This is a genomic window from Streptomyces caeni (genome assembly GCF_042678285.1).
Classification (GTDB): domain Bacteria; phylum Actinomycetota; class Actinomycetes; order Streptomycetales; family Streptomycetaceae; genus Streptomyces; species Streptomyces caeni.
The window spans coordinates 3,342-24,879 of sequence record NZ_JBHUDX010000046.1 but is presented as its reverse complement, the minus strand read 5'-3'; the positions used below and the strand labels follow the sequence as shown (position 1 = coordinate 24,879).

The following is a 21,538-nucleotide window of genomic DNA, read 5'->3' as shown; positions in this document are numbered from 1 at the left end:
ACCCCGGGCACGCCGGTGCCTGGAACTTCGTCGCCGAGGCCGTCGAGGCGTTCGACGGCGCGGCCGCGGCCGCCGAGTGGTACACGGCCGGCGTCACCCACGCGCTCGGCGCTGGGGCGCCCGTGACGGTGGACGCGGTGGAGAGGAACCCGCAGCACTTCGACGTCGAGACGCTCGTCGTCGGCCGCCACCGGGTCCGGCGGCTGCTCGGTGAGCCTCACGACGACTGGGACGAGGCGGCCGACGCACTGCACGAGCGGCGCTCCTCCCTCGTCCCCGGCCGGGTGCGGCCGCTGGACGAACTGCACGATCCGCTCTGGGCCAAGCGGCTGGACGAGGAGGGTCCCGAGGCGTTCGAGGACGAGCTCGGCGAGCTGGCGGACCGGCTGGCGGCTGTGGGCCCTGATCGCCGTGCCCCCGTAGGCCGGGCCGATCTGCGGACGGCGTGCGTCCTGTACTGGCCGCAAGAGGAGTTCGCCGCGCTGCTGGAGCGCTGGCCGAAGGCGGCCGGCGCCTACGGCGACGACCACGCCGATCACCTGCGGCAGGTCGAACGGACCCTGCGGCAGCAGTCGGAGGAAGGCGCCACACGGCTGACGGTCGGCCGGGCGACACTGGCAGAACTGGAGACGTACGCGAAGACCGGCCACGGATCCCCCGACGCCCCCGCGACCCGGTCCGCGTACGCGGCCGAACTCGCCCGCGCGGGCCGGGCGACCGACTGGCCCCCGCCCCGCAACGGCCCGTGCTGGTGCGGTTCGGGGCGCAAGTACAAGAAGTGCTGCGGGAACCCCGCGCTGGCGGTGTGAACGGACGGCGGGCGTGTGACGCCGGAACGGCACGGCGGACCGATCCGGGCGTCGACTGCAGGAATCCGACAGGCGTCGACTGTAGGAATCCGACAGCGAGTCCCGTACGCCACTGTCGGTGCCCGATTGCCCGCGCGGCGATCGGTACCGATAGGTTTCAGGCGAAGGCGCCTGCCCAGCAGGGGTTCCAGACCGCTATCGAAAGGGTGATCCGTTGAGCCGCTCGGTTCTCGTCACAGGAGGCAACCGGGGCATCGGCCTCGCCATCGCCCGCGCGTTCGCCGACGCCGGCGACAAGGTCGCGATCACATACCGCTCGGGTGAGCCGCCGGAGGGTTTCCTCGCGGTCAAGTGCGACATCACCGACACCGAGCAGGTGGAGCAGGCATACAAGGAGATCGAGGCCGAGCACGGCCCCGTCGAGGTCCTCATCGCCAACGCCGGCGTCACCAAGGACCAGCTCCTGATGCGTATGGCGGAGGAGGACTTCACCTCGGTCGTCGAGACCAACCTGGTCGGCACCTTCCGCGTCGTCAAGCGGGCCAACCGCGCCATGCTGCGCGCCAGGAAGGGCCGCGTGGTGCTGATCTCGTCGGTGGTGGGGCTGCTCGGCGCCGCCGGGCAGTCGAACTACGCCGCCTCCAAGGCCGCGCTGGTCGGCTTCGCGCGCTCCCTCGCCCGCGAGCTCGGCTCACGCGACATCACCTTCAACGTCGTCGCTCCCGGCTTCGTCGACACGGCCATGACCCGGGTGCTCACCGACGAGCAGCGCGAGGCCATCCTGGCGCAGGTGCCGCTGGGCCGGTACGCGCAGCCCGGGGAGATCGCCGCAGTGGTGCGGTTCCTCGCCTCCGACGACGCCTCGTACATCACTGGAGCCGTCATTCCCGTTGACGGCGGACTGGGAATGGGTCACTGATCACATGAGCGGAATTCTCGAGGGCAAGCGCGTCCTGATCACCGGTGTGCTGATGGAGTCCTCCATCGCGTTCCACACCGCGAAGCTGGCCCAGGAGCAGGGTGCCGAGGTCATCCTGACCGCGTTCCCGCGGCCCACGCTGACCGAGCGCATCGCGAAGAAGCTGCCGAAGCCCACCAAGGTCGTCGAACTCGACGTCACCAACGACGAGCACCTCGCACGCCTGTCCGACATCGTCGGCGAGGAACTGGGCGGCCTCGACGGCGTGGTGCACTCCATCGGGTTCGCCCCGCAGGACGCCCTCGGCGGCAACTTCCTCAACACGCCGTTCGAGTCGGTGGCCACCGCCATGCACGTCTCGGCGTTCTCCCTGAAGTCGCTGACCATGGCCTGCCTGCCGCTGATGCAGAACGGGGGCTCGGTCGTCGGCCTCACCTTCGACGCGCAGTTCGCCTGGCCGCAGTACGACTGGATGGGTCCCGCCAAGGCGGCCCTGGAGGCCGTCAACCGCTACATGGCGCGCGACCTGGGCAAGCAGAACGTCCGCTGCAACCTGATCTCCGCGGGCCCGATCGGCTCGATGGCCGCCAAGTCCATCCCCGGGTTCGGCGAGCTTGCCTCCGTGTGGGACAGCCGCTCCCCGCTGGAGTGGGATCTCAAGGACCCGGAGCCCACGGGCCGCGGTGTCGTCGCCCTGCTCAGCGACTGGTTCCCGAAGACCACCGGCGAGATCATCCACGTGGACGGCGGCCTGCACGCCGTCGGCGCGTGACCGCTTGCGCAATCGCTCACGGGCTCACTTCACCCCGTTGTCCGAGGTCGGCGCCCCGTTCCCCGCTCAGCGCGGGGAGCGGGGCGTCGCCCGTTCGGAGTAGCTGACCGGGCGTTCGGGGCCCTTGGGCACGCACGCTGGGAGTACGCAACGCCCCGCAGCCGTACGGCCGAGGAGGTTTCGTTGTGCGCCTGTCCCGCCGTATCGCCCTGTTCCTCGTCGCCGGTTCGCTGGTGACCGTCCTTCCGTACGAGGCCATGTCCCACGCGCGTGTGGACGCCGGGAAGACCGCGGATCCGCGGCCCTTCGGCGCCGAGTGCCGTGTCCGGGTCACCGGCGTGGACGTCGTGGCGTACTGCCACAACCCCTATCCCGACACGGATCACGTGAGTCTGCACATCGAGTGCGACCCTTGGTGGGACATCGACACCGACACGGCCCCCGTCGACGACGGGCCCGCCATGACCGTACGGCTGGCCGGCCGGTGCTGGGAGAAGGTCCGCTCGGCGTGGGTCAGTCACGCGCGGTGAGGCGCGGCGGGCGGCGGGCGGGCGCGGGGCGCCCCGGACGGCACATGACCGGATAGCTCGCCGCCGCGGCGGCAGCGGCGGCCGCGTCACCCTCACGGATCGCGTCCAGGAGCCCCGTGTGATCCAGGTACGTCTCCGGTGTCAGCTCCTCGCCGACGTCGCCGCGCAGCCAGTCCCGCAGCACCTCGCCCAGGTCCGCGTACATCGCCGTCATCACGTCGTTGTGGGAGGCGGCCACCACGGCCAGGTGGAACGTCGCGTCGGCGGCCACGAACGCCTCCGTGTCCCCGGACGCCCACGCCTTCTCCCGGCGGGCGAGGAGCGCGTCCAGTTGCTTGAGCTCGCGCTCGGTGCGCCGCTCGGCGGCCAGCCGGGCGGCCCCCGACTCGAGGGTGGAACGCAGCTCGGCGACATGGGCCGGGTCGGCGTCGGCGAACCGGCGGTGCATCACACCCGCCAGCTCACTCGTCGCCGCCACATACGTGCCTGATCCCTGGCGGATGTCCAGCAGGCCGTTGTGCGCGAGCGCCCGGACGGCCTCGCGGACCGTGTTGCGGGCGACGCCGAGCTGCGCGACCAGCTCGGGCTCGGTGGGGATGCGGGAGCCCACGGGCCATTCGCCCGAAGTGATCTGCTTGCGCAGCTCGGCGATGACCTGCTCGGACAGCGCGGACCGGCGGGGGTGGCTCAGCGTCATGACAGCCGGGAGGGCCGGGACCATGGACAGTCAATCATCCCATGATTCTATGATGTGCCGCATGGTGCCCGAGAAGACAGGGACGACGGCGTCCACACCGATACGCTCCGCCGGTCCGCCGATCGGCACAGGGGTGTCCGGCACAGGGGTGTCCGGCACCGGAGCGTCCGGCACGCCCGCGTGGACCACGCGGCTGCTGATCGCCGGCATCGTCCTCACCGGACTCAACCTGCGGCCCGCGGTCACCAGCCTCGGCGCCCTCCTCGAAGAGGTGCGAGACGGGCTCGGTATGGGCGGCAGCGTCGCGGGACTGCTCACCTCCGTCCCCCCGCTGTGCTTCGCCGTCTTCGGCGTCACCGCGTCGCGGCTCGCCCGCCGCTTCGGGCCGGCCGCCGTGGTGTGCGGGGGAATGGCCGCGGTCACCGCCGGCCTGGTGATCCGCCCCTACACCGGCACCACCGCCGGCTTCCTCGCCGCCAGCGCGCTCGCCCTCATGGGCATCGCCGTCGGAAACGTCCTGATGCCGGTGATCGTCAAACGCTGGTTCCCCGACAGGGTGGGGCCCATGACGGGCCTGTACTCGATGGCGCTCGCCCTGGGCACGGCCGGCGCGGCCGCGGTCACCGTGCCCGTGACCGGCGCACTGGGCGGCGGCTGGCGGTCCGGGCTCGCCGTGTGGTCGGTGCTGTCGGCGGCGGCCGTGCTGCCGTGGATTCCGTTCGCACGCGCGCGTGACGCCGCCTCTACCGGGAGCACCCCCACCGCGGCAGCCGACCACGACGCGCCCGGCGGGCCGCCGATCCCCCGGAGCCGTACCGCGTGGGCGCTGGCCGTCTTCTTCGGCCTCCAGGCCACCGCCGCGTACATCACGATGGGCTGGATGCCGCAGATCTTCCGTGACGCGGGGGTCCCCGCAGGCACGGCCGGCGTGCTCCTGGCGGTCACGATGGTGATGGGCGTCCCCCTGGCCTTCGTCATCCCGCGGCTGGCCGCGCGGCTGCCGCACCAAGGGCCGATCGTGGTCGCCCTCGGCGCGTGCGGCCTCGCGGGGTACGCGGGACTGTACGTGTCCCCGGCCGGCGGCGCCTGGGCATGGGCCCTGCTCCTCGGCGTCTCCAACTGCGCCTTCCCGCTGGCCCTCACCATGGTGGGGCTGCGGGCCCGGACGAGTGCGGGCGTGGCCCGGCTGTCGGCGTTCGCGCAGAGCACCGGGTATCTGCTGTCGATCCCCGGGCCGCTGCTGGTCGGCGTCCTCTACCAGCACAGCGGCGGCTGGGGCCTGCCGCTCGCCCTCATGACGGGGCTGATGATCCCGCAGATCGCGGTGGGCGTCGTGGCCGGCCGAGACCGGACCGTGGAGGACGAGACGGCCCGCCGAGCGGACGGTGCCGCCACCGGACACGACCGACCCCACCCGTGCCCGGGCGGGGCCCAGGTGCGAGACTGAGCGCATGCCCGTGCTCGACCCGAACCCCCAGAACGGCCAGAAGAAGATGCTGCTCGTCTTCGGCACGTTCCTCGCCATCTTCGTCCTCATCGCCGTCATCGCGACGATCGCCGCACCGTGACGAACGACCGCCCCGACGCCCCGGGGTGGGGCTGCCCCCACCCCCGCCCCCCGGCTGACCCCACCGTCCCCTAGGGGGTGAGGGTCAGGGTCGAGTGGGTGGATCACCGGATGGGTTGAGGGCTGCGGAGTCCGTACCTTCGAGGTGTGGCCGCGAGGCGCGGACCACCGACCGTCGAAGACCACGGAGGCAGTCATGTCGGCCCGCACGCACCCCCGGCCCCACTCGGCGACCACGGGCGGCGTCGGCATCCGGCTGCCCTGGTGGATCCTCGCCCTGCCGACCCTGGCCTTCGTCGTCCTGCTGGCGCTGATACTCAATCCGGCGGACGCGAGCGCCGGCGGCGACCCCGCACTCAGCCACCTCGTCGAGTGGATCCAGCAGGCGGTGACCCACCATGGGGTCTGACGCCCCGACCTGCGGCCTCCCGTAACGCCGTCCCGGGACCCGCGCCGTCTCACCCCGGCGGGCGTGGCCGGGGCCGGGGTGAGCCGCCGGTGCGCGGTTGCGCCCCGGGCGCCGTCAACTCTCTGCGCCCGTTGGCCTGTCTCATGCGAAGCTGGGACGCATGAGCTCCGCAGAACCCCGCAGGATTGTCCTCTTCCGGCATGCGAAGGCCGACTGGCCGCAGGTGTCCGACCACGAGCGTCCGCTCGCCGACCGGGGCCGTATGGACGCCGCCGTCGCCGGACGCAAGCTGGCCGACACCGGCATCCCCTTCGACCTTGCCCTGTGCTCCACCGCGACCCGCACCCGTGAGACCTGGAAGCTCGCGGTCCAGGAGCTTCCGCAGCGGCCGAAAACCGTCTACGAGGAGCGGCTCTACGAGGCCTCGCCCGGCGAGCTGATCGCCGTGGTCAACGAAACCGCCGACGACGTGCGGAACGTGCTCCTCATCGGCCACAACCCGAGCGTCCAGGGCCTCGCCGAGATCCTGGCGGGCGCCGCCGAGGGTGACGCCCGCGAGCGGATGAGCCGGCGTGGGTTCCCGGCCGCAGCCTTCGCCGTCCTCTCCTTCGAGGGCTCCTGGAAATCGCTGGAGCCTGGCGTGGCCACCCTGCTCGACTACTGGGCGCCGAGCGAGTAACCCCCGACGGAACGGGACCGGCCCGGCACCCCTTGGGGCCGGGCCGGTGACACACATGTGGGCTGCTCAGTGCGTGTCGTCGTGCATGTCCGCCGCCTCGACCTCTTCCCGGGTCACGCCGAGCAGATAGAGGACGGTGTCGAGGAAGGGGAAGTTCACCGCGGTGTGCGCGGCCTCGCGGACGACGGGCTTGGCGTTGAACGCGACGCCCAGACCGGCAGCGTTCAGCATGTCGAGGTCGTTGGCGCCGTCACCGATCGCCACGGTCTGCGCCAGCGGCACGCCCGCCTCGGCGGCGAACCGGCGCAGCAGCCTCGCCTTGCCCGCCCGGTCGACGATCTCGCCGACGACCTTGCCGGTCAGCTTCCCGTCGACGATCTCCAGGGTGTTGGCCTGGGCGAAGTCGAGGCCGAGCCGTTCCTTCAGATCATCCGTGACCTGAGTGAACCCGCCGGAGACCACGCCGACCTGGAAGCCGAGCCGCTTCAGCGTACGGATCAGGGTGCGGGCCCCCGGAGTGAGCCGGACCTCGGCGCGGACCTTGTCCACCACCGACGCGTCGAGCCCCTTGAGCAGCGCCACACGCGCGTGCAGTGACTGCTCGAAGTCCAGCTCCCCGCGCATGGCGGCAGCCGTCACCTCGGCGACCTCAGCCTCGCAGCCGGCGTGCGCGGCGAACAGCTCGATGACCTCGTCCTGGATCAGCGTCGAGTCCACGTCCATGACGACCAGGCGCTGGGCGCGGCGGTGCAGGCCGGCGGCGACGACGGCGACGTCGACACCGAGTGCTGCGGCGTCGGTGACCAGGGCGGTGCGCAACGGCCCGGTCTCCACGCCGGACACCGCGAACTCGACCGCCGTCACGGGATACTTCGCGAGTCGGAAGATGCGGTCGATGTTGCCGCCGACTGCGGCGATGCGGGCGGCGATCTCGGCCGTCGACTTGGCGGTGAGCGGGTGGCCGAGGACGGTGACGAGGGAGCGGCCCACGCCCCTGGGACGGTTGTCGCCGATGCCGGAGATGATCTCTGCCTGCATCTTCCTGGACTCGGCCCAGTTGTGGACCGTGACCCGCAGATCACCTTCGACCCCGGACGGCGGCACGGTGACAAGGGCGCACAGCACCAGGCGGCCCCGGGTGACGACCTGCTCGATGTCGACCACGTCGACGTTGTAGGCGGCCAGGGTGTCGAACAGGCCGGCGGTCAGGCCGGGCCGGTCCTTGCCGAAGATCTTGACGAGGAGAGTGGGGGCGTCGGAGGTCTGCGAAGCGCTCATGGTGCTTCCACCGTATCCGGCACCCCGTGCCTTCGGCGTGCCAGGTCCGTCCAGCGGACGGCGAACAGTGGGTGACGGGCGGATGGCGTACGCCTTGACCGACGGCGACGACACGGGGCGCGCCCCGTTGCGGCCGGACGGGCCCGTCCTGTCAGCCGCCCCGTGGCCGTCGCGGTGGCGCGGCCGGGGGAGGGGGAGGCGGTGGGGGCGGCCCTTCGTCCGAGGACGACGACCCGTGGCCCCGTCCCGGGGGCCGGCCCGGGGGCTGGAGGGGACGTACCACCGTGGGGGCGCCGTACAAGTCACCGGGAGGGGGTGGCGCGCCCGGCGGTGTGCCCGGCTCGGGGGGCGCCGCAGTGGGTTCCGTACGACCATCCGGTCCGGGACCCCGTCCGGGACCCCGTCCGGGACCCGGCCCGGGACCCGGCCCGGGACCGTCCGACGAGGGCTGTACGCCGCTTTCCTCGCGAGCCGCCCCGGCCCGTCCGTCTCCGGCCCGTCCGTCTCCGGCTCGTCCGCCTTCGGGCCATGCGCCTCCCTGCAGCATGCCGGCTGGTTCGCCACGCGGCCGTCCTCCGTCCGTCCGGGCGGGCTGCGGCGCGCCGCCCGCCCGCGCTCCTCCCGCCGGTGCCGTTCCCGGCCGTGCGTCCTCGGGTTCGCCGAGCCCCTCCGGCAGCCGCAGGTACGGGTTGGTGTCGGGGTTCGGCGGGCGGTACGGCCTGCTCGGGGTGTAGGGGCCCGATCCCTCCGGTCCCGCCGGGGAGGCGACCGGTCCCGCCTGCGGCGGCCCCACGGCACTCCGTGCCGGCGCCGCCGCCCGGCTTCCCGCCGCCCCCGTCGCGTACGCGAGCAGGGCCCCGGCCGCCCCGGCCCCCGCGCCCCACACCGCACCCAGCAGCAGGGCCGTGCCGAGGTGCCCGTGCAACTCGATTCCCGCGCCGAACGCGTCGAAGCCGAACACGGACAGCGACGCGTCCACCGACACGTCCGTCAGCCAGGCCAGCAGCGGCAGTGCCGACGCCGTCGCGATGCCGAGCCGCAGGGCGCAGTGGCCTGCGAAGCGGAGGGGACCGGGGTCCCATACGGCAGCGGGCACCGGACCCGGTACGGCAGCGGCATCCCCGGTTCGTACGAGAGGCGTACGCACCGCGGTCAGGACACCCGCCAGGAGCATCATGAGCGCCGCGGCGACCACCAGCAGCCACACCCTGCCGTCCAGCGAGGCCAGGCGGCCCACGGTGACGGGCCGGTGCGTGCCCACGCTCAGCAGCCGGTCCAGCGGGCCGGGCAGCAGTTTCGCCAGCTCACCCGTGGCGCTGCCGTCCCACGGCACGAACAGGCCGATCGGGACGCCCAGCCACACCCCGTTGGGCGCGCCGAGCAGCGCCGCCCCCGCAATCCGCGCCGGACGGTCGTCGCCGAGTGCCGCGTACGCCGCGGCCGCGAGGCTGGCCACCACCGCCACCATCAGCACGGTCAGCAGCGCGGACGCGGCCGGGCGCACCACACGGTGCACCGCCTCCCAGCCGCGGGGCAGGGGAGTGCGACGCGACGCGAGGAGCGCGATCAGCAGCACTCCGGCCGCCCACGCGGCGCCCCCGAGCAGCGTGGGTACCGTGTCGACGGTGAAGCCGACCGCGGCCTTCGCGCGGACGAGGTCACCCACCCGGCTCGGCAGCAGCCCGCCGATGTCCCCCAGTCCCGGAATGGTCAGGCCGCCGTCGCCGCCGACGCCCGGGAGGCCGTCGAGCCCCAGTGAGCGCCCGTCGATAGTGATGACGTCGTGGCCGGCCCAGGCGAGACCGCCCAGCACCGCCACGAACAGCGCGACCACCGCGCCCGCGCGCGCGAGGAGTTCGGCGGGGGAGGGGGCAACTTCCGCCGCCCGCAAAGACCGCAGGAAGAACCAGCAGAGCAGCAGCGCGCCCACCAGGCTCACACCCAAAGGCGTGATCTCCACGGCCGTCGTCGCCTGCGCGCCTTTCAGCCCGAACGCGGACACGTCCCCGGACGGCGTGACCGACCCGTTCGCCCCCAGCGCCACCACTGCCGCGGTCATCGGCCCCAGGGAGCTGGCCGCATCCGCCCGGAGCAGATGCAGTCCGAGCGCCGCCGTCCCCGCCATCCCGATCAACGCCCAGCTCACGGAGGCGATCGCGGACAGCAGCACATCCGTCCACGGCAGCCTCCCGCCGTCTTTCCCGGCCCCGATGCCCATCGTCAGCCCCCGATCCGCGCCGCGGCAATCCACCGCGGATGTCCCCCTCGCGGAGGATTACCACTCTCCGGGCCGGTTTCACCCCCGTCAACGGGACGTGTGCCGGGGACCGTACGCGGTCTTCACCGGGTCCGATTTTCAGTCAGAGTGCTGAGCCTGAAATAGTTCCCCACGATGTTCGACATCCCTAGACTCCCTGCGATGGGGGTAACTCGGGGGACAACTCAGTGGGGCATGGAGTGCCTGAACTCGTACTGGAATTGAACGGACGCACCTGGACGCTCGACGCGTCCAGGACCTACACCCTCGGACGCGATCCGCAGGGGGACATCGTGCTCGACGACGCCAGGGTCTCCTGGCGTCACGCCACGATCAGCTGGAACGGCCGCAGTTGGGTCGTCGAGGACCACGGCAGCACCAACGGCACGTTCGTGCAGGGACAGCGGATCCATCGGCTGGAGATCGGCCCTGGCTCGGCCGTGCACCTCGGCAACGCGACCGACGGGCCGCGCCTGAACCTCTCCGGGGCCGCCGTCGCCACCCCGCAGGCACAGCCGCAGCAGCAGCCGTACGCGGCCCAGGGCGCCGGCGCCGGCTGGGCCCAGCAGGCACCTCAGCCGCAGGCTCCCCAGCAGGGCTGGCAGCAGCCGCAGCAGGGTGCCGGGCAGATCCCGCAGCAGCACAACCCCGGTGGTGGCGCGGGGGCGCCGCCGGTCTACGGCGACCGCAGCCCGACCACGTTCCACCAGTTCTCGCTCGGTCACGTGATGCGCATCGGCCGTGCGCTGGAGAACGAACTGGTCGTCTCCGACCTCCAGGTCTCCCGCCACCACGCCGAGTTCCACGCCACACCCGACGGGCGCTTCGAGATCCGCGACCTCGGCTCGCACAACGGCACGTTCGTCAACGGTATGCCGATCGGCAAGGGCGGCTCGGCGCTGCTCGGCCCGAACGACATCGTCGGCGTCGGCCACTCGACGTTCCGTCTGGTCGGCGACCGCCTCGAGGAGTTCGTCGACACCGGTGAGGTCTCCTTCTCCGCCCGCCACCTCACCGTCACCGTCGACGGCGGCAAACAGATCCTCAAGGACGTCTCCTTCGGCGTTCCGGAGAAGTCGCTCATCGCGGTCATCGGCCCGTCCGGCTCCGGCAAGTCGACCCTGCTGAAGGCGCTCACCGGCTACCGCCCGGCCAACCAGGGCGATGTCCTCTACGACAACCGCAACCTCTACAAGCAGTTCGCCGAGCTGCGCCAGCGCATCGGCCTGGTCCCGCAGGACGACATCCTGCACAAGGAGCTGACGGTCAAGAAGGCCCTCAAGTACGCGGCCAAGCTCCGCTTCCCCGCCGACACCACGGCCGCCGAGCGCGAGGCCCGCATCGACGAGGTGCTGCGCGAGCTGAAGCTCGACGTCCACAAGGACAAGAAGGTCACCTCCCTGTCCGGCGGTCAGCGCAAGCGAGTCTCGGTGGCCCTGGAGCTGCTCACCAAGCCGTCGCTGATCTTCCTGGACGAGCCGACCTCCGGACTCGACCCGGGCATGGACCGCGACGTCATGCAGCTGCTGCGCGGCCTCGCCGACGACGGCCGCACGGTCCTCGTCGTCACCCACTCCGTGGCCGAACTGGCGCTGTGCGACAAGCTCCTCGTGATGGCGCCCGGCGGTTCCGTCGCCTACTTCGGCCCGCCGGAGGAGGCGCTGAACTTCTTCGGCTACGAAACCTGGGCCGATGTCTTCTCCGCCTTCGAGAACTACCGCGACTACGACTGGGCGGGCCGCTGGAAGGGCTCGCAGCACTACCAGATGTACGCCGCGGACATCGACGCCGTCGCCCCGCAGTCGGTGCAGCCGCCGCCGCCGCAGGCCATCAGGCCGCCCAAGCCGCAGGGCTGGATGTCCCAGCTAGGCACGCTGGTCCGGCGGTACGTCGCGGTCATCGCCTCCGACAAGGGCTTCCTCGCGCTGACGGTGATCCTGCCCGCGGTGCTCGGCGCGGTGAGCCTGCTCATCGACCACAAGAGGGGCCTGCTGGTCAACCCGGTCAGTCCCAAGACCGGCATCCCCGTCCCGAACGGCACGGCCACTACGGTCCTGCTGATCCTCGCGGTCGGAGCGTGCTTCGCGGGCGCCGCCAACTCCGTCCGTGAACTGATCAAGGAACGGGTCATCTACGAGCGGGAACGCGCCACGGGCCTCTCCCGCTCCGCGTACCTGATGTCGAAGGTGATCGTCCTCGGCGTCGTCACCTTGCTGCAGGGCCTCATGGTCGGCCTGATCGGCCTCTCCAGCCGCGAGATCCCCGAGCAGGGCCTCGTCCTCGGCAACGCCACGCTGTTCGAGCTGTGCCTGCCGATCATGGCGCTGGGCTTCACCTCGATGATGTTCGGCCTGGTGATCTCCGCCCTGGTGAAGACCGCCGAGAAGACCATGCCCCTGCTCGTCATGTTCGCGATCATCCAGGTCGTCTTCACCGGCTGCCTCTTCACCCTGCACGGCACGGTCGGCGTGAACGAGTTCTCGTACCTGATGCCGTCCCGCTGGGCCGTGGCCGCCGCCGGTACGACGCTGGACTTCAACAACATCGCCCCGAACACGGACGACCCGACCAGCACGGACCCGCTGTGGGACCACCAGGCGTCGGCCTGGGGCATGGACATGGCCGCCCTGATCGCCCTCGGGGTGATCTGCGGCTTCCTCGTGGCCCGCTTCCTGCGCCGCCACGAACCCGAGGTCATGCGGAAGTAGCCCCTCCCGTACGCCCCCGAAGGGCGGCACCCCTCAGCAGGTGCCGCTCTTCGGCGTGTGCGGTCCCGGCCCCGTGTCCGGCTCAGTACGCGCTGTTGACGTTGTCGATCGAGCCGTACCGGTGGGCCGCGTAGTTGGCGGCGGCGACGATGTTCGCGACCGGGTCGTAGATGTTCCGGGAGGTACCGGCCACGTGGTACGCGTCGAAGGTCGGCTGGATGACCTGGAGGAGACCCTTGGACGGGACGCCGTTGGCGGCGTTCACGTCCCAGTTGTTGATCGCCATCGGGTTGCCGGACGACTCCCGCATGATGTTGCGGTGCAGGCCGCTGTACGAGCCCGGGATCCCCTTCTGCCGCATGACGTCCAGGGCGTGGCGGATCCAGCCGTCGAGGTTGTGGCCGTAGGCCCTGGGCGCGGCGGGCCGTATCCGGGCGCGCTGCGCGGACCGGCTCGCCGCCTGCTGCGCCTTGCGCTGCTGAGCCTTGCGCTGCTGTGCGGCCTGCTGCCGGGCCTTCTGCGCGGCCGCCGACTTCGCCCTGAGCTCGGCCTGCCGGCCGGCGACGGCGTCCGCGGCGGCCTTCTTCCGCGCCGCGATGGCCTCGGCCTTGAGGCCGGGGCCCGCCAGCTGGTCGGTGACGCTGACCTTCAGCTCCTTGACCGGCCGGTCGCCGAGCACCACCGGGGCCGACGCGAGGGCGGCCTCGTTCGCGGGGGTCTGCGCCTCGCTCGGCACCGCGGTGAGCGCGAGGGTGGCGACACCGAGGGCGGCCACGCCGACGGCGGACAGCTTCTGGGCCCTGGTCAGCGCACGACGGCGAGCACGGATACCGGTGTTCTGGGGCATGACTGCGGAACCTCTTCGACTGGCGCGGGGAGGCCGCTCTGGTGCCGGGGGACTCGGTGTGTCCAGCACAAGCGCCGCGGGCAGAAGACCGCGGCGCCGAGCGACCGCAGCAATTCTTAGCGGCCGCAAAATTGCCTGGCAACGCTGTGACCTACGATCCACGATCGTGGCCACAGGAAGGGCGAAACGGGGCAGACCGGCGGGTCTGCCCCGTTCATGAGGGGACTCTCGTTCTCCTATGGGTGTTCGTACGTGATCTGGGTCCTATGCGCGGCCTCACACCAAGGGCGGGCCGACCTCACTGTTGGTTGCGCGAGCAATGCCCTGTGTGACCTCATTCCCTGGGCAGAAGGAGGTGACTGTCACCGAACTCGTGCCACAGGTAGCGCCCGGCCAGCGCCTCCGCGTAGCCGTGCTCGACCGCCGTCCGCCCCGCGATCGCCTCCAGCATCAGCAGATGCGACGCCTCCGGCTCGTGCAGTCCGGTCAGCAGCCCGTCGACCACCCGCACCCCGCGCTCGGGGGTCACCACCAGATCGGTCCAGCCCTTCCGCGCCCGTACGACACCGTCGGCGCCCGCCGCCGACTCGACGGCCCGCACGGCCGTCGTCCCCACCGCGACGATTCTTCCGCCCTCGCGCCCCGTCCGCTCCGCCTTCACCGCATTGATGAGCCGCGCCGACACCTCCGGCACCACGAGGCGCTCCGGAAACGGCGGCTCGTGCGCCTCCGCCGACGCCACACCGGCGTGCAGCGTGACCGGCGCGAACTGCACACCGCGGCTCACCAGCTCCGCCACCAGCCGCGAGGTGAAGGGCCGTGCCGCACTCGGCATCTCCGCGCTGCCCGCGCCGTCGGCGGACGGCAGGGCGAACACCGTCTGGTACGCGGACAGCGGCTGATCCCGCTCCGTATAGGAGTACCGGATGGGGCGCCCGTGCCGGACCAGCAGTCCCGTGACCTCCGCATCCGAAGGCCGCGCCCACCACAGCCGGGCGCTCCGCCGCGACAGGGGCTCCTCCAGGACGAGCCGGACGCCGTCCGGGAGACGCACCTCCGCTCCCGCGGGCCCGCCCGCACGCGCGCGTGTGGTTCCCCGCCCGTCCGGATCGCGCAGCTCCACGGCCCACCGCCCGTCGTCCCCGCGCGTCGAGAAGTGCACCACCACGCGCGCGTGCCCGGCCCGTCCGTCCACCGCCGCCGCCAGCGTCGGCGATGTGTTGACGACGAGCAGATCCCCCGCCCGCAGCAGCCGCGGCAGGTCCCCGAACGCGTGGTGCGAGACCTCGCCGCCGCGTGAGACCAGCAGCCGCCCGGCGTCCCGGCCCAGGCCCGGCCCCCGCTGCTCCACCGGCACCCGCGCCGACAGCTCCTCCGGGACACTCCCCCACTCCCGGACGCGGACCCCCGTCCTCGTCGTCATCGGCGCTCCAGCAACGACGGCGCGCTGTAGCGTCCGCTCGCCGGCCGTTCGTCCAGCAGCCCGAGGAACGCGGGCACCACGCTCTCCGGCGCGGGCCGCGGCGCGTCGTCCACGGGTACGGCTGCCGCGTACAGGTCCGTGTCCATGTCCCCGGGATCGACCGCCCACACCCGCAGCCCGGGCTCCTCCACGGCCAGCACCGCCGCCAGGTGGTCGAGCGCCGCCTTCGAGGCCCCGTAACCGCCCCAGGTCTCGTACGCCTCCGCCGCCGCGTCCGAGCTGACCGCGACGACGGTGCCCGCGCCCGAGGCCCGCAGCAGCGGCAGCGCCTCCTTGACGAGGCCCAGCGCGGCCACCACGTTCACCTCCAGAGCGCGCCGCAGCCCCTCCAGGTCCTGCCCCTCCAGACGCACCAGCGGCTCGGCGCCCAGCGCGCTCGCGTTGTGCACCAGCAGGTCCAGCCCGCCCAGCTCCCGGGCCGCCGCCACCAGGTCCGCCCGGTGCCCGGCGTCCGTGACGTCACCCGGCAGGGCCGCCACGCGCGTGCCGTACGCGGACAGGGCCCCCGCCGTCTCGTCGAGGACCCGCGCGGTCCTGGCGTCCAGCACCAGGTCCCAGCCGCGTTCCGCCAGAGCCGCACCGAGTGCTCGCCCCAGCCCCTTCGAAGCCCCCGTGATGATCGCAACCGGCATGAGTACCGTCCCTGTCCTCGTCCACGTCCGCCGTCCGCCGTTGAGCGGCGGTGGCCTCAACGTAGGAACGGCGGCTCCCCGGCCGCCTCGGACGCGGGCCGCAAAGACCCGGGGTCCTTCGCCCTAGGCCCAGCGGCCGAGGCACGGCCGCCACGGGGCCGATACGCCTGTCGCACCGCGCCGGTACCGTGAGGTCATGAGCCATCGACCCCGGTCGGGCCTGTACGCGGTGAGCTCCGCGCTGCTGGCCATGAGCAGGCACCTCGAGGTGCGCGACGTCCTCAAGACGATCGTTGCCTCGGCCCGCGAGCTGCTCGACGCGGAGTACGCCGCGCTGGGCGTCCCGGACGACCACGGGGGCTTCGCGCAGTTCGTCGTGGACGGCGTCAGCGACGAGCAGTGGAAGTCCATCGGCCCGCTCCCGCGCCAGCACGGCATCCTGGCCGCGATGCTGCACGAGGCGAGGGCGGAGCGGCTCGCAGACGTCCGCAAGGACCCCCGCTTCGAGGGCTGGCCGCGCGCCCACCCCGAGATGTCCGACTTCATCGGTCTGCCCGTGCGCGACGGCGAGGAGATCATCGCCGCGCTGTTCCTCGCCAACAAGAGGTGCCCGAAGGCGGAGGGCAGCTGCGGCTTCACCGAGGACGACGAGGAACTGCTCTCGATACTCGCCCAGCACGCCGCGATCGCCCTGACGAACGCCCGCCTGTACGAGCGCAGCCGCGAGCTGACCATCGCCGAGGAACGCTCACGGCTGGCCCACGAGTTGCACGACGCGGTCAGCCAGAAGCTCTTCTCCCTGCGGCTCACGGCCCAGGCGGCCGCCGCCCTGGTCGACCGCGACCCGGGCCGAGCCAAGGGAGAGTTGCAACACGTGGCGGCGCTCGCCGCGGAGGCCGCGGACGAACTGCGCGCAGCCGTCGTCGAGCTGCGGCCCGCGGCCCTCGACGAGGACGGACTGCTCGCCACCCTGCGTACCCAGGTCCAGGTGCTCGACCGCGCCCACAGCGCCCGGGTGACCCTCACCGGCCGAGGCGTCCGCGCACTGCCCGCCGCCCAGGAGGAGGCCCTGCTGCGCGTCGCTCAGGAGGCACTGCACAACGCCCTGCGGCACGCGGGCGCCGAGCGGGTCGACGTGCTGCTGGAGAAGCGCGGCCCGGGCGCCGTGCTGCGGGTCACCGACGACGGCAGCGGGTTCGACCCCACGGCGGTCCGCCGCGCGGGACGCCACCTCGGCCTGGGCTCGATGCACGACCGGGCGAGCGGGGTCGGCGGCAGACTGACCGTCGAATCGGCACCCGGGAAGGGCACCGTGATCGAGATGGAGGTTCCCGGTGGCTGACACAATCAAGGTGCTGCTCGTCGACGACCACCAGGTCGTCCGCCGCGGACTGCGGACGTTCCTCGAAGTACAGGACGACATCGAGGTCGTCGGTGAGGCGTCCGACGGCGCCGAAGGCGTCGCCCGCGCCCAGGAGCTGGCACCCGATGTCGTCCTCATGGACGTCAGGATGCCGGGCATGGACGGCATCGACGCGCTGCGCAGGCTGCGCGAACTCGACAACCCCGCGCGCGTGCTGATCGTCACCAGCTTCACCGAGCAGCGCACGGTGGTTCCCGCCCTGCGCGCGGGTGCCGCCGGCTACGTCTACAAGGACGTGGATCCCGACGCGCTCGCCGGAGCCATCCGTTCCGTGCACGCGGGGCACATCCTCCTGCAGCCGGAGGTGGCGGGCGCGCTGTTGTCACAGGAGGAGGCCAACTCCGGCCAAGGCAAAGCCGGTTCGCTCACCGAGCGGGAACGTGAGGTGCTCGGCCTGATCGCGGACGGCCGCTCGAACCGCGAGATCGCCCGGGCACTGGTGCTGTCGGAGAAGACGGTCAAGACGCATGTCTCGAACATCCTGATGAAACTCGATCTGGCGGACCGCACCCAGGCGGCGCTCTGGGCCGTACGCCACGGGGTGAGCAATTGACCGGTGCCGATCCGCCGGACGCTACGGAAGGTTCCGCTCCGGACTGAGATTCATACCGTCGTGTGTATGTCCCCCGAACGGCGCATCCTCGGGGGAGCCGGGCCGTTCTCCAAGGCGTGCTGCGGCGCCTGCCGCAGTGATCGCAAGGAGAGGGCTCGAAGTGAAGAACCTGAAGAAGGCCGTAGCCGTCACGATGGTGGCCGGTGGCCTGGTCGCCGCCAGCGCCGGTCTCGCCTCCGCCACCGACGGCGCGCACGCCGGCGGCCAGGCCGCCGGCTCCCCCGGCGTCGTCTCGGGCAACGTCATCCAGGCCCCGGTCCACATTCCCGTGAACGCGGTCGGGAACACCGTGAACGTGATCGGCCTCCTCAACCCGGCCTTCGGCAACCTGGGCCTCAACCACTGACGCCGTCGAGGGATCACCCCTGACCCCTTCCGGCCTCCCGGTCCCGCCCGGGAGGCCGCCCGGCGCCACCGCCTGCCGATTCGGACTGCCCGGCGACCGAGGACCTGGCCGTTCAGGCCGCCCCGTGGAACCAGGAGGGGCAGCTTTCGGCACGGTGACCCCGACCCCGTCCGACGGCACGCCTCCGGCTCACCGGATCTCCCGCTGCTCCACCACGGAGTTGTACGCCGCGACCTGCGCCCGCCGAGCCGTCCGCTCCACCGGACGCAGCGCCTCGGCCCGCGCCGCCATCTCGGAGGCGCTCACCGCGCCCCCGTGCCCGTTCTCGTACGCCACCGAGATCAGCAGGCCCACCCGCCTGGCGAGCTCCAGCACCCGGACCGCTCGCGGCGGATACCCCGGCGCCAGGACCTCCCGCCCCCGCGCCGCCCGCGCCCGGTAGGCGTCGACCGCCGCCTCCGCCACCGGGCCCGACCCCGCCACGTCCAGCCGCGACAGCACCTCCGTCGCATCGCGCAGCGCCTCCGCCAGCTCCCTCTCGGCCTCCCCGAGCGACGGCACATCGGCGGGCGGCGCCTCCCGTACCGGCAGGCAGCGCCAGACCACCTCGACGTGCACATCTCCCTCCGGGCCCGCCTCGCGCACCTCCGGCACCAGCCCGAACGCGGCTCCGAAACACACCACCGCCTCCTCGGCGTCCATTGCGCGCGCATTGAACTCCGGCGGCCCGCTCAACCCCAGCGGATGCCCGGGCATGGGCAGCGCGACCCGAAGTCCGCTCACCCCCAGCGTCCGCAGCCGTCCCAGCGCCAGGGTGAGGCCGACCGGCGCCGACTCGCCCGGCAGCCCCTCGACCCGGTGCACCGCATCCTCCCCGACGATGGCGGCCGCGGCGTCGTCCGGTGAAACAAGTCCGGCCAAGAGGGCATTTCCCCATGCGGCCAGCCGTCCTGAGCGTGGTTCCGAGAGCATGGCACCACCCTAAGGACCGGACCGAGGGAATGGACCGCGCGACCGGTGGCGTAGATTTCATGAGGGCTGCGCCCACCGGCGTGGCGGACCGCGCCCACGGGCGTACGCGAGAGCCGACACTGGCCACACTGCAAGGGGAGACAACACGCTCATGAGCGATGTTCTGGAGCTGGAGGACGTATCCGTGGTCCGCGAGGGCCGCGCTCTGGTGGACCAGGTCTCCTGGTCGGTGAAGGAGGGCGAGCGCTGGGTCATCCTCGGCCCCAACGGCGCCGGCAAGACGACCCTCCTGAACGTCGCCTCCAGCTACCTCTTCCCCAGCAAGGGCACCGCCACCATCCTCGGCGAGACCCTCGGCAGGCCCGGCACCGACGTCTTCGAACTGCGCCCCCGCATCGGCATCGCCGGCATCGCCCTGGCCGAGAAGCTCCCCAAGCGCCAGACCGTCCTGCAGACCGTGCTGACCGCCGCGTACGGCATGACCGCGGGCTGGCAGGAGGAATACGAGGAGGTCGACGAGCAACGCGCACGTGCCTTCCTCGACCGCCTCGGCATGAGCGACTACCTGGACCGCAAGTTCGGCACCCTCTCCGAGGGCGAGCGCAAGCGCACCCTGATCGCCCGCGCCCTGATGACCGACCCCGAGCTGCTGCTCCTCGACGAGCCCGCCGCCGGCCTGGACCTCGGCGGCCGCGAGGACCTCGTCCGCCGCCTCGGCCGCCTCGCCCGCGACCCGATCGCGCCCTCCATGATCATGGTCACGCACCACGTCGAGGAGATCGCCCCAGGCTTCACCCATGTCCTCATGCTCCGCCAGGGACAGGTGCTCGCCGCCGGCCCGCTGGAGCTGGAACTGACCTCACGCAACCTCTCCCACTGCTTCGGCCTCCCGCTCGTCGTCGAACAGGTCGGCGACCGCTGGACGGCGCACGGCCTGCCCCTGTCCTGACGCCCCCGGCGCCCCGTCAACAAACCGGTTAAGAAGGGCCGTTCGACCCCTTCGGCGCCCTGTCCGGGACCGGACCCGCGGTCCTACCATGACCATGTGAACATCGACGCGTGGCTGTGGTGGCTGATCGGCGCGGCGGGACTCGGCATCGCGCTCGTGATCACCGCCATGCCGGAACTGGGCATGCTCGCGGTCGGCGCCGTCGCGGCCGCCGCGGTCGACGCCCTCGGCGGCGACGCCGTCCTCCAGGTCGTGGTCTTCGCGGTCGTCTCGGTCGCACTCATCGCCGTGGTCCGGCCGATCGCGGCCCGGCACCGCTCCCAACGACCCCGACTGGCCACAGGCATAGACGCGTTGAAAGGCAGGCAGGCCGTCGTCCTTGAGCGCGTCGACGGCTCGGGCGGCCGGATCAAACTCGCCGGGGAAGTGTGGTCGGCGCGCTCTCTCGACACCGGTCGCACCTATGAAGTGGGCGAGGAGGTCGACGTCGTGGACATCGAGGGAGCCACGGCGATCGTCATGTGACCTCGCAGGACGCAACTGAAGCGAACAGCCCACGAGGCAGACGACGGTCTGCCACACTCGACGAGCAAGATCTTCAACAACCATAAGATCTTCCACAGGCGCCGAGGCGGAGAAGGGTACGGGGACAACACGATGGAACCGATCATCATCGTCCTGATCATTCTGGTGGTGTTGGTCTTCATCGCCCTGATCAAGACGATCCAGGTCATTCCACAGGCGAGCGCGGCCATCGTCGAACGCTTCGGCCGCTACACACGCACCCTGAACGCGGGCCTCAACATCGTGGTCCCGTTCATAGATTCCATCCGCAACCGCATCGACCTGCGCGAACAGGTCGTGCCGTTCCCACCGCAGCCGGTGATCACCCAGGACAACCTGGTCGTCAACATCGACACCGTCATCTACTACCAGGTGACCGACGCCCGGGCAGCCACCTACGAGGTCGCCAGCTACATCCAGGCCATCGAACAGCTCACGGTGACCACACTCCGCAACATCATCGGCGGCATGGACCTGGAGCGCACCCTGACCTCCCGCGAGGAGATCAACGCGGCCCTGCGCGGTGTCCTCGACGAGGCCACCGGAAAATGGGGCATCCGCGTCAACCGGGTCGAACTCAAGGCGATCGAGCCGCCCACCTCCATCCAGGACTCGATGGAGAAGCAGATGCGTGCCGACCGTGACAAGCGCGCCGCGATCCTCACCGCCGAAGGTACGCGCCAGGCGGCCATCCTCACGGCCGAGGGCGAGAAGCAGTCCCAGATCCTGCGCGCCGAGGGTGAGGCGAAAGCCGCCGCCCTGCGCGCCGAGGGCGAGGCCCAGGCGATCCGCACGGTCTTCGAGTCCATCCACGCCGGCGACCCCGACCAGAAACTGCTGTCGTACCAGTACCTCCAGATGCTCCCGAAGATCGCCGAGGGCGACGCCAACAAGCTCTGGATCGTCCCCAGCGAGATCGGCGACGCCCTCAAGGGCCTCTCCGGCGCCATCGGCAACTTCGGCCCGATGACGGGAGGTCCGGCCGCCGGGTCTTCCGGCGCCTCGGGCAACGGCGCAACGGGCACGGGGGCCGACCGCCGCGAGAAGCCGTCGATCGACTGACACCACAGCGCTCGCACAAAGC

21 protein-coding genes and 1 pseudogene are annotated in these 21,538 nt (G+C 71.9%); 15 read left to right on the top strand and 7 right to left on the bottom strand.

Translation table 11 applies throughout. From position 1 onward, the window contains the following. From ACFSL4_RS16275 to ACFSL4_RS16260, 4 genes are all read left to right on the top strand, one after another. Positions 1-809, top strand: an 809-nt coding sequence (locus ACFSL4_RS16275; RefSeq protein ID WP_381083108.1) for an SEC-C domain-containing protein, incomplete at its 5' end; no start/stop codon positions are given. Positions 810-1,023: 214 nt separating this feature from the next. Further along, a complete protein-coding gene (fabG, locus tag ACFSL4_RS16270) occupies positions 1,024-1,728 on the top strand; it encodes a 3-oxoacyl-[acyl-carrier-protein] reductase (RefSeq protein ID WP_381083106.1) in 705 nt (234 codons plus the stop codon). 4 nt (positions 1,729-1,732) lie between these two features. Further along, positions 1,733-2,500 carry an enoyl-ACP reductase FabI gene (gene fabI, locus ACFSL4_RS16265; protein ID WP_381083104.1) on the top strand — a complete coding sequence of 256 codons (768 nt, stop codon included), beginning with the start codon at positions 1,733-1,735 and terminating at the stop codon, positions 2,498-2,500. Positions 2,501-2,685: 185 nt separating this feature from the next. Then, positions 2,686-3,030: a hypothetical protein gene (locus ACFSL4_RS16260; protein ID WP_381083102.1), complete on the top strand. Its 345-nt coding sequence runs from the start codon at positions 2,686-2,688 to the stop codon at positions 3,028-3,030. Here the strand turns inward: ACFSL4_RS16260 and ACFSL4_RS16255 are convergent. Further along, positions 3,014-3,727, bottom strand: a complete 714-nt coding sequence (locus ACFSL4_RS16255; protein ID WP_381083100.1) for a FadR/GntR family transcriptional regulator — start codon at positions 3,725-3,727, stop codon at positions 3,014-3,016. The genes ACFSL4_RS16260 and ACFSL4_RS16255 overlap by 17 nt on opposite strands. 61 nt (positions 3,728-3,788) lie before the next feature. On the opposite strand from ACFSL4_RS16255, the gene ACFSL4_RS16250 reads away from it, so the two are divergent. The 4 genes from ACFSL4_RS16250 (at position 3,789) to ACFSL4_RS16235 (ending at position 6,382) form a co-directional block, all read left to right on the top strand. Continuing rightward, on the top strand, positions 3,789-5,174 hold the full coding sequence (locus tag ACFSL4_RS16250; protein ID WP_381083098.1) for a CynX/NimT family MFS transporter: 1,386 nt from the start codon (positions 3,789-3,791) through the stop codon (positions 5,172-5,174). A 4-nt stretch (positions 5,175-5,178) separates the two neighbouring features. Next, positions 5,179-5,295 (top strand): SGM_5486 family transporter-associated protein, encoded by a 117-nt coding sequence (locus ACFSL4_RS16245; RefSeq protein ID WP_381083096.1) that lies wholly within the window; start codon positions 5,179-5,181, stop codon positions 5,293-5,295. 195 nt (positions 5,296-5,490) lie between these two features. Next, positions 5,491-5,703 (top strand): hypothetical protein, encoded by a 213-nt coding sequence (locus ACFSL4_RS16240; protein WP_381083094.1) that lies wholly within the window; start codon positions 5,491-5,493, stop codon positions 5,701-5,703. Between the two features lie 160 nt (positions 5,704-5,863). Beyond that, complete coding sequence (locus ACFSL4_RS16235; protein ID WP_381083092.1) at positions 5,864-6,382, top strand: SixA phosphatase family protein; 519 nt, start codon at positions 5,864-5,866, stop codon at positions 6,380-6,382. A gap of 66 nt (positions 6,383-6,448) precedes the next feature. On the opposite strand, the gene serB is transcribed toward ACFSL4_RS16235, so the two are convergent. Both serB and ACFSL4_RS16225 read right to left on the bottom strand, forming a co-directional pair. After that, on the bottom strand, positions 6,449-7,660 hold the full coding sequence (serB, locus tag ACFSL4_RS16230; RefSeq protein WP_381083090.1) for a phosphoserine phosphatase SerB: 1,212 nt from the start codon (positions 7,658-7,660) through the stop codon (positions 6,449-6,451). A gap of 151 nt (positions 7,661-7,811) precedes the next feature. Further along, positions 7,812-9,878, bottom strand: coding sequence for a streptophobe family protein (locus tag ACFSL4_RS16225; RefSeq protein ID WP_381083088.1), 2,067 nt, complete (start codon positions 9,876-9,878; stop codon positions 7,812-7,814). Positions 9,879-10,117: 239 nt separating this feature from the next. Here ACFSL4_RS16225 and ACFSL4_RS16220 point away from each other — a divergent pair, with 239 nt between their 5' ends. Further along, complete coding sequence (locus ACFSL4_RS16220) at positions 10,118-12,625, top strand: ABC transporter ATP-binding protein/permease (protein WP_381083086.1); 2,508 nt, start codon at positions 10,118-10,120, stop codon at positions 12,623-12,625. A gap of 82 nt (positions 12,626-12,707) precedes the next feature. Here ACFSL4_RS16220 and ACFSL4_RS16215 read toward each other — a convergent pair whose 3' ends face one another. The 3 genes from ACFSL4_RS16215 to ACFSL4_RS16205 form a co-directional block, all read right to left on the bottom strand. Next, complete coding sequence (locus ACFSL4_RS16215; RefSeq protein ID WP_381083084.1) at positions 12,708-13,472, bottom strand: transglycosylase SLT domain-containing protein; 765 nt, start codon at positions 13,470-13,472, stop codon at positions 12,708-12,710. Between the two features lie 334 nt (positions 13,473-13,806). Further along, a complete protein-coding gene (locus tag ACFSL4_RS16210) occupies positions 13,807-14,895 on the bottom strand; it encodes an S-adenosylmethionine:tRNA ribosyltransferase-isomerase (protein WP_381083082.1) in 1,089 nt (362 codons plus the stop codon). Further along, the gene (locus tag ACFSL4_RS16205; RefSeq protein ID WP_381083080.1) at positions 14,892-15,587 is read right to left on the bottom strand and encodes an SDR family NAD(P)-dependent oxidoreductase; all 696 of its coding nucleotides are present in this window, start codon (positions 15,585-15,587) and stop codon (positions 14,892-14,894) included. The genes ACFSL4_RS16210 and ACFSL4_RS16205 overlap by 4 nt, the downstream gene beginning before the upstream one ends. A 196-nt stretch (positions 15,588-15,783) precedes the next feature. Between ACFSL4_RS16205 and ACFSL4_RS16200 the strand changes: the two genes are divergently transcribed. The 3 genes from ACFSL4_RS16200 to ACFSL4_RS16190 all read left to right on the top strand — a co-directional run bounded on the left by ACFSL4_RS16200 (position 15,784) and on the right by ACFSL4_RS16190 (position 17,969). Continuing rightward, on the top strand, positions 15,784-16,929 hold the full coding sequence (locus ACFSL4_RS16200; RefSeq protein ID WP_381083078.1) for a GAF domain-containing sensor histidine kinase: 1,146 nt from the start codon (positions 15,784-15,786) through the stop codon (positions 16,927-16,929). Next, a complete protein-coding gene (locus ACFSL4_RS16195) occupies positions 16,922-17,563 on the top strand; it encodes a response regulator (RefSeq protein ID WP_381083076.1) in 642 nt (213 codons plus the stop codon). The genes ACFSL4_RS16200 and ACFSL4_RS16195 overlap by 8 nt, the downstream gene beginning before the upstream one ends. Positions 17,564-17,723: 160 nt before the next feature. Continuing rightward, the gene (locus tag ACFSL4_RS16190) at positions 17,724-17,969 is read left to right on the top strand and encodes a chaplin (protein ID WP_381083074.1); all 246 of its coding nucleotides are present in this window, start codon (positions 17,724-17,726) and stop codon (positions 17,967-17,969) included. 189 nt (positions 17,970-18,158) lie between these two features. Here the strand turns inward: ACFSL4_RS16190 and ACFSL4_RS16185 are convergent, their stop codons facing one another. Further along, positions 18,159-18,941, bottom strand: coding sequence for a hypothetical protein (locus ACFSL4_RS16185; protein ID WP_381083072.1), 783 nt, complete (start codon positions 18,939-18,941; stop codon positions 18,159-18,161). Positions 18,942-19,092: 151 nt separating this feature from the next. On the opposite strand from ACFSL4_RS16185, the pseudogene ACFSL4_RS16180 reads away from it, so the two are divergent. The 3 genes and pseudogenes from ACFSL4_RS16180 to ACFSL4_RS16170 all read left to right on the top strand — a co-directional run. Beyond that, positions 19,093-19,623, top strand: a pseudogene (locus ACFSL4_RS16180) (ABC transporter ATP-binding protein); the annotation flags it as partial. A gap of 363 nt (positions 19,624-19,986) precedes the next feature. Next, positions 19,987-20,415 carry an NfeD family protein gene (locus ACFSL4_RS16175; RefSeq protein ID WP_381083068.1) on the top strand — a complete coding sequence of 143 codons (429 nt, stop codon included), beginning with the start codon at positions 19,987-19,989 and terminating at the stop codon, positions 20,413-20,415. 132 nt (positions 20,416-20,547) lie between these two features. Continuing rightward, positions 20,548-21,516, top strand: coding sequence for an SPFH domain-containing protein (locus ACFSL4_RS16170; protein ID WP_381083066.1), 969 nt, complete (start codon positions 20,548-20,550; stop codon positions 21,514-21,516). Positions 21,517-21,538: the final 22 nt, after the last annotated feature.

Coding starts and splice junctions, on each gene's coding strand:
- fabI (WP_381083104.1), top strand. CDS start 1,733: ATGAGCGGAATTCTCGAGGGCAAGCGCGTCCTGATCACCGGTGTGCTG.
- ACFSL4_RS16255 (WP_381083100.1), bottom strand. CDS start 3,727: ATGACGCTGAGCCACCCCCGCCGGTCCGCGCTGTCCGAGCAGGTCATC.
- ACFSL4_RS16250 (WP_381083098.1), top strand. CDS start 3,789: ATGGTGCCCGAGAAGACAGGGACGACGGCGTCCACACCGATACGCTCC.
- ACFSL4_RS16245 (WP_381083096.1), top strand. CDS start 5,179: ATGCCCGTGCTCGACCCGAACCCCCAGAACGGCCAGAAGAAGATGCTG.
- ACFSL4_RS16240 (WP_381083094.1), top strand. CDS start 5,491: ATGTCGGCCCGCACGCACCCCCGGCCCCACTCGGCGACCACGGGCGGC.
- ACFSL4_RS16235 (WP_381083092.1), top strand. CDS start 5,864: ATGAGCTCCGCAGAACCCCGCAGGATTGTCCTCTTCCGGCATGCGAAG.
- serB (WP_381083090.1), bottom strand. CDS start 7,660: ATGAGCGCTTCGCAGACCTCCGACGCCCCCACTCTCCTCGTCAAGATC.
- ACFSL4_RS16225 (WP_381083088.1), bottom strand. CDS start 9,878: ATGGGCATCGGGGCCGGGAAAGACGGCGGGAGGCTGCCGTGGACGGAT.
- ACFSL4_RS16215 (WP_381083084.1), bottom strand. CDS start 13,472: ATGCCCCAGAACACCGGTATCCGTGCTCGCCGTCGTGCGCTGACCAGG.
- ACFSL4_RS16210 (WP_381083082.1), bottom strand. CDS start 14,895: ATGACGACGAGGACGGGGGTCCGCGTCCGGGAGTGGGGGAGTGTCCCG.
- ACFSL4_RS16205 (WP_381083080.1), bottom strand. CDS start 15,587: ATGCCGGTTGCGATCATCACGGGGGCTTCGAAGGGGCTGGGGCGAGCA.
- ACFSL4_RS16200 (WP_381083078.1), top strand. CDS start 15,784: ATGAGCCATCGACCCCGGTCGGGCCTGTACGCGGTGAGCTCCGCGCTG.
- ACFSL4_RS16185 (WP_381083072.1), bottom strand. CDS start 18,941: ATGCTCTCGGAACCACGCTCAGGACGGCTGGCCGCATGGGGAAATGCC.
- ACFSL4_RS16170 (WP_381083066.1), top strand. CDS start 20,548: ATGGAACCGATCATCATCGTCCTGATCATTCTGGTGGTGTTGGTCTTC.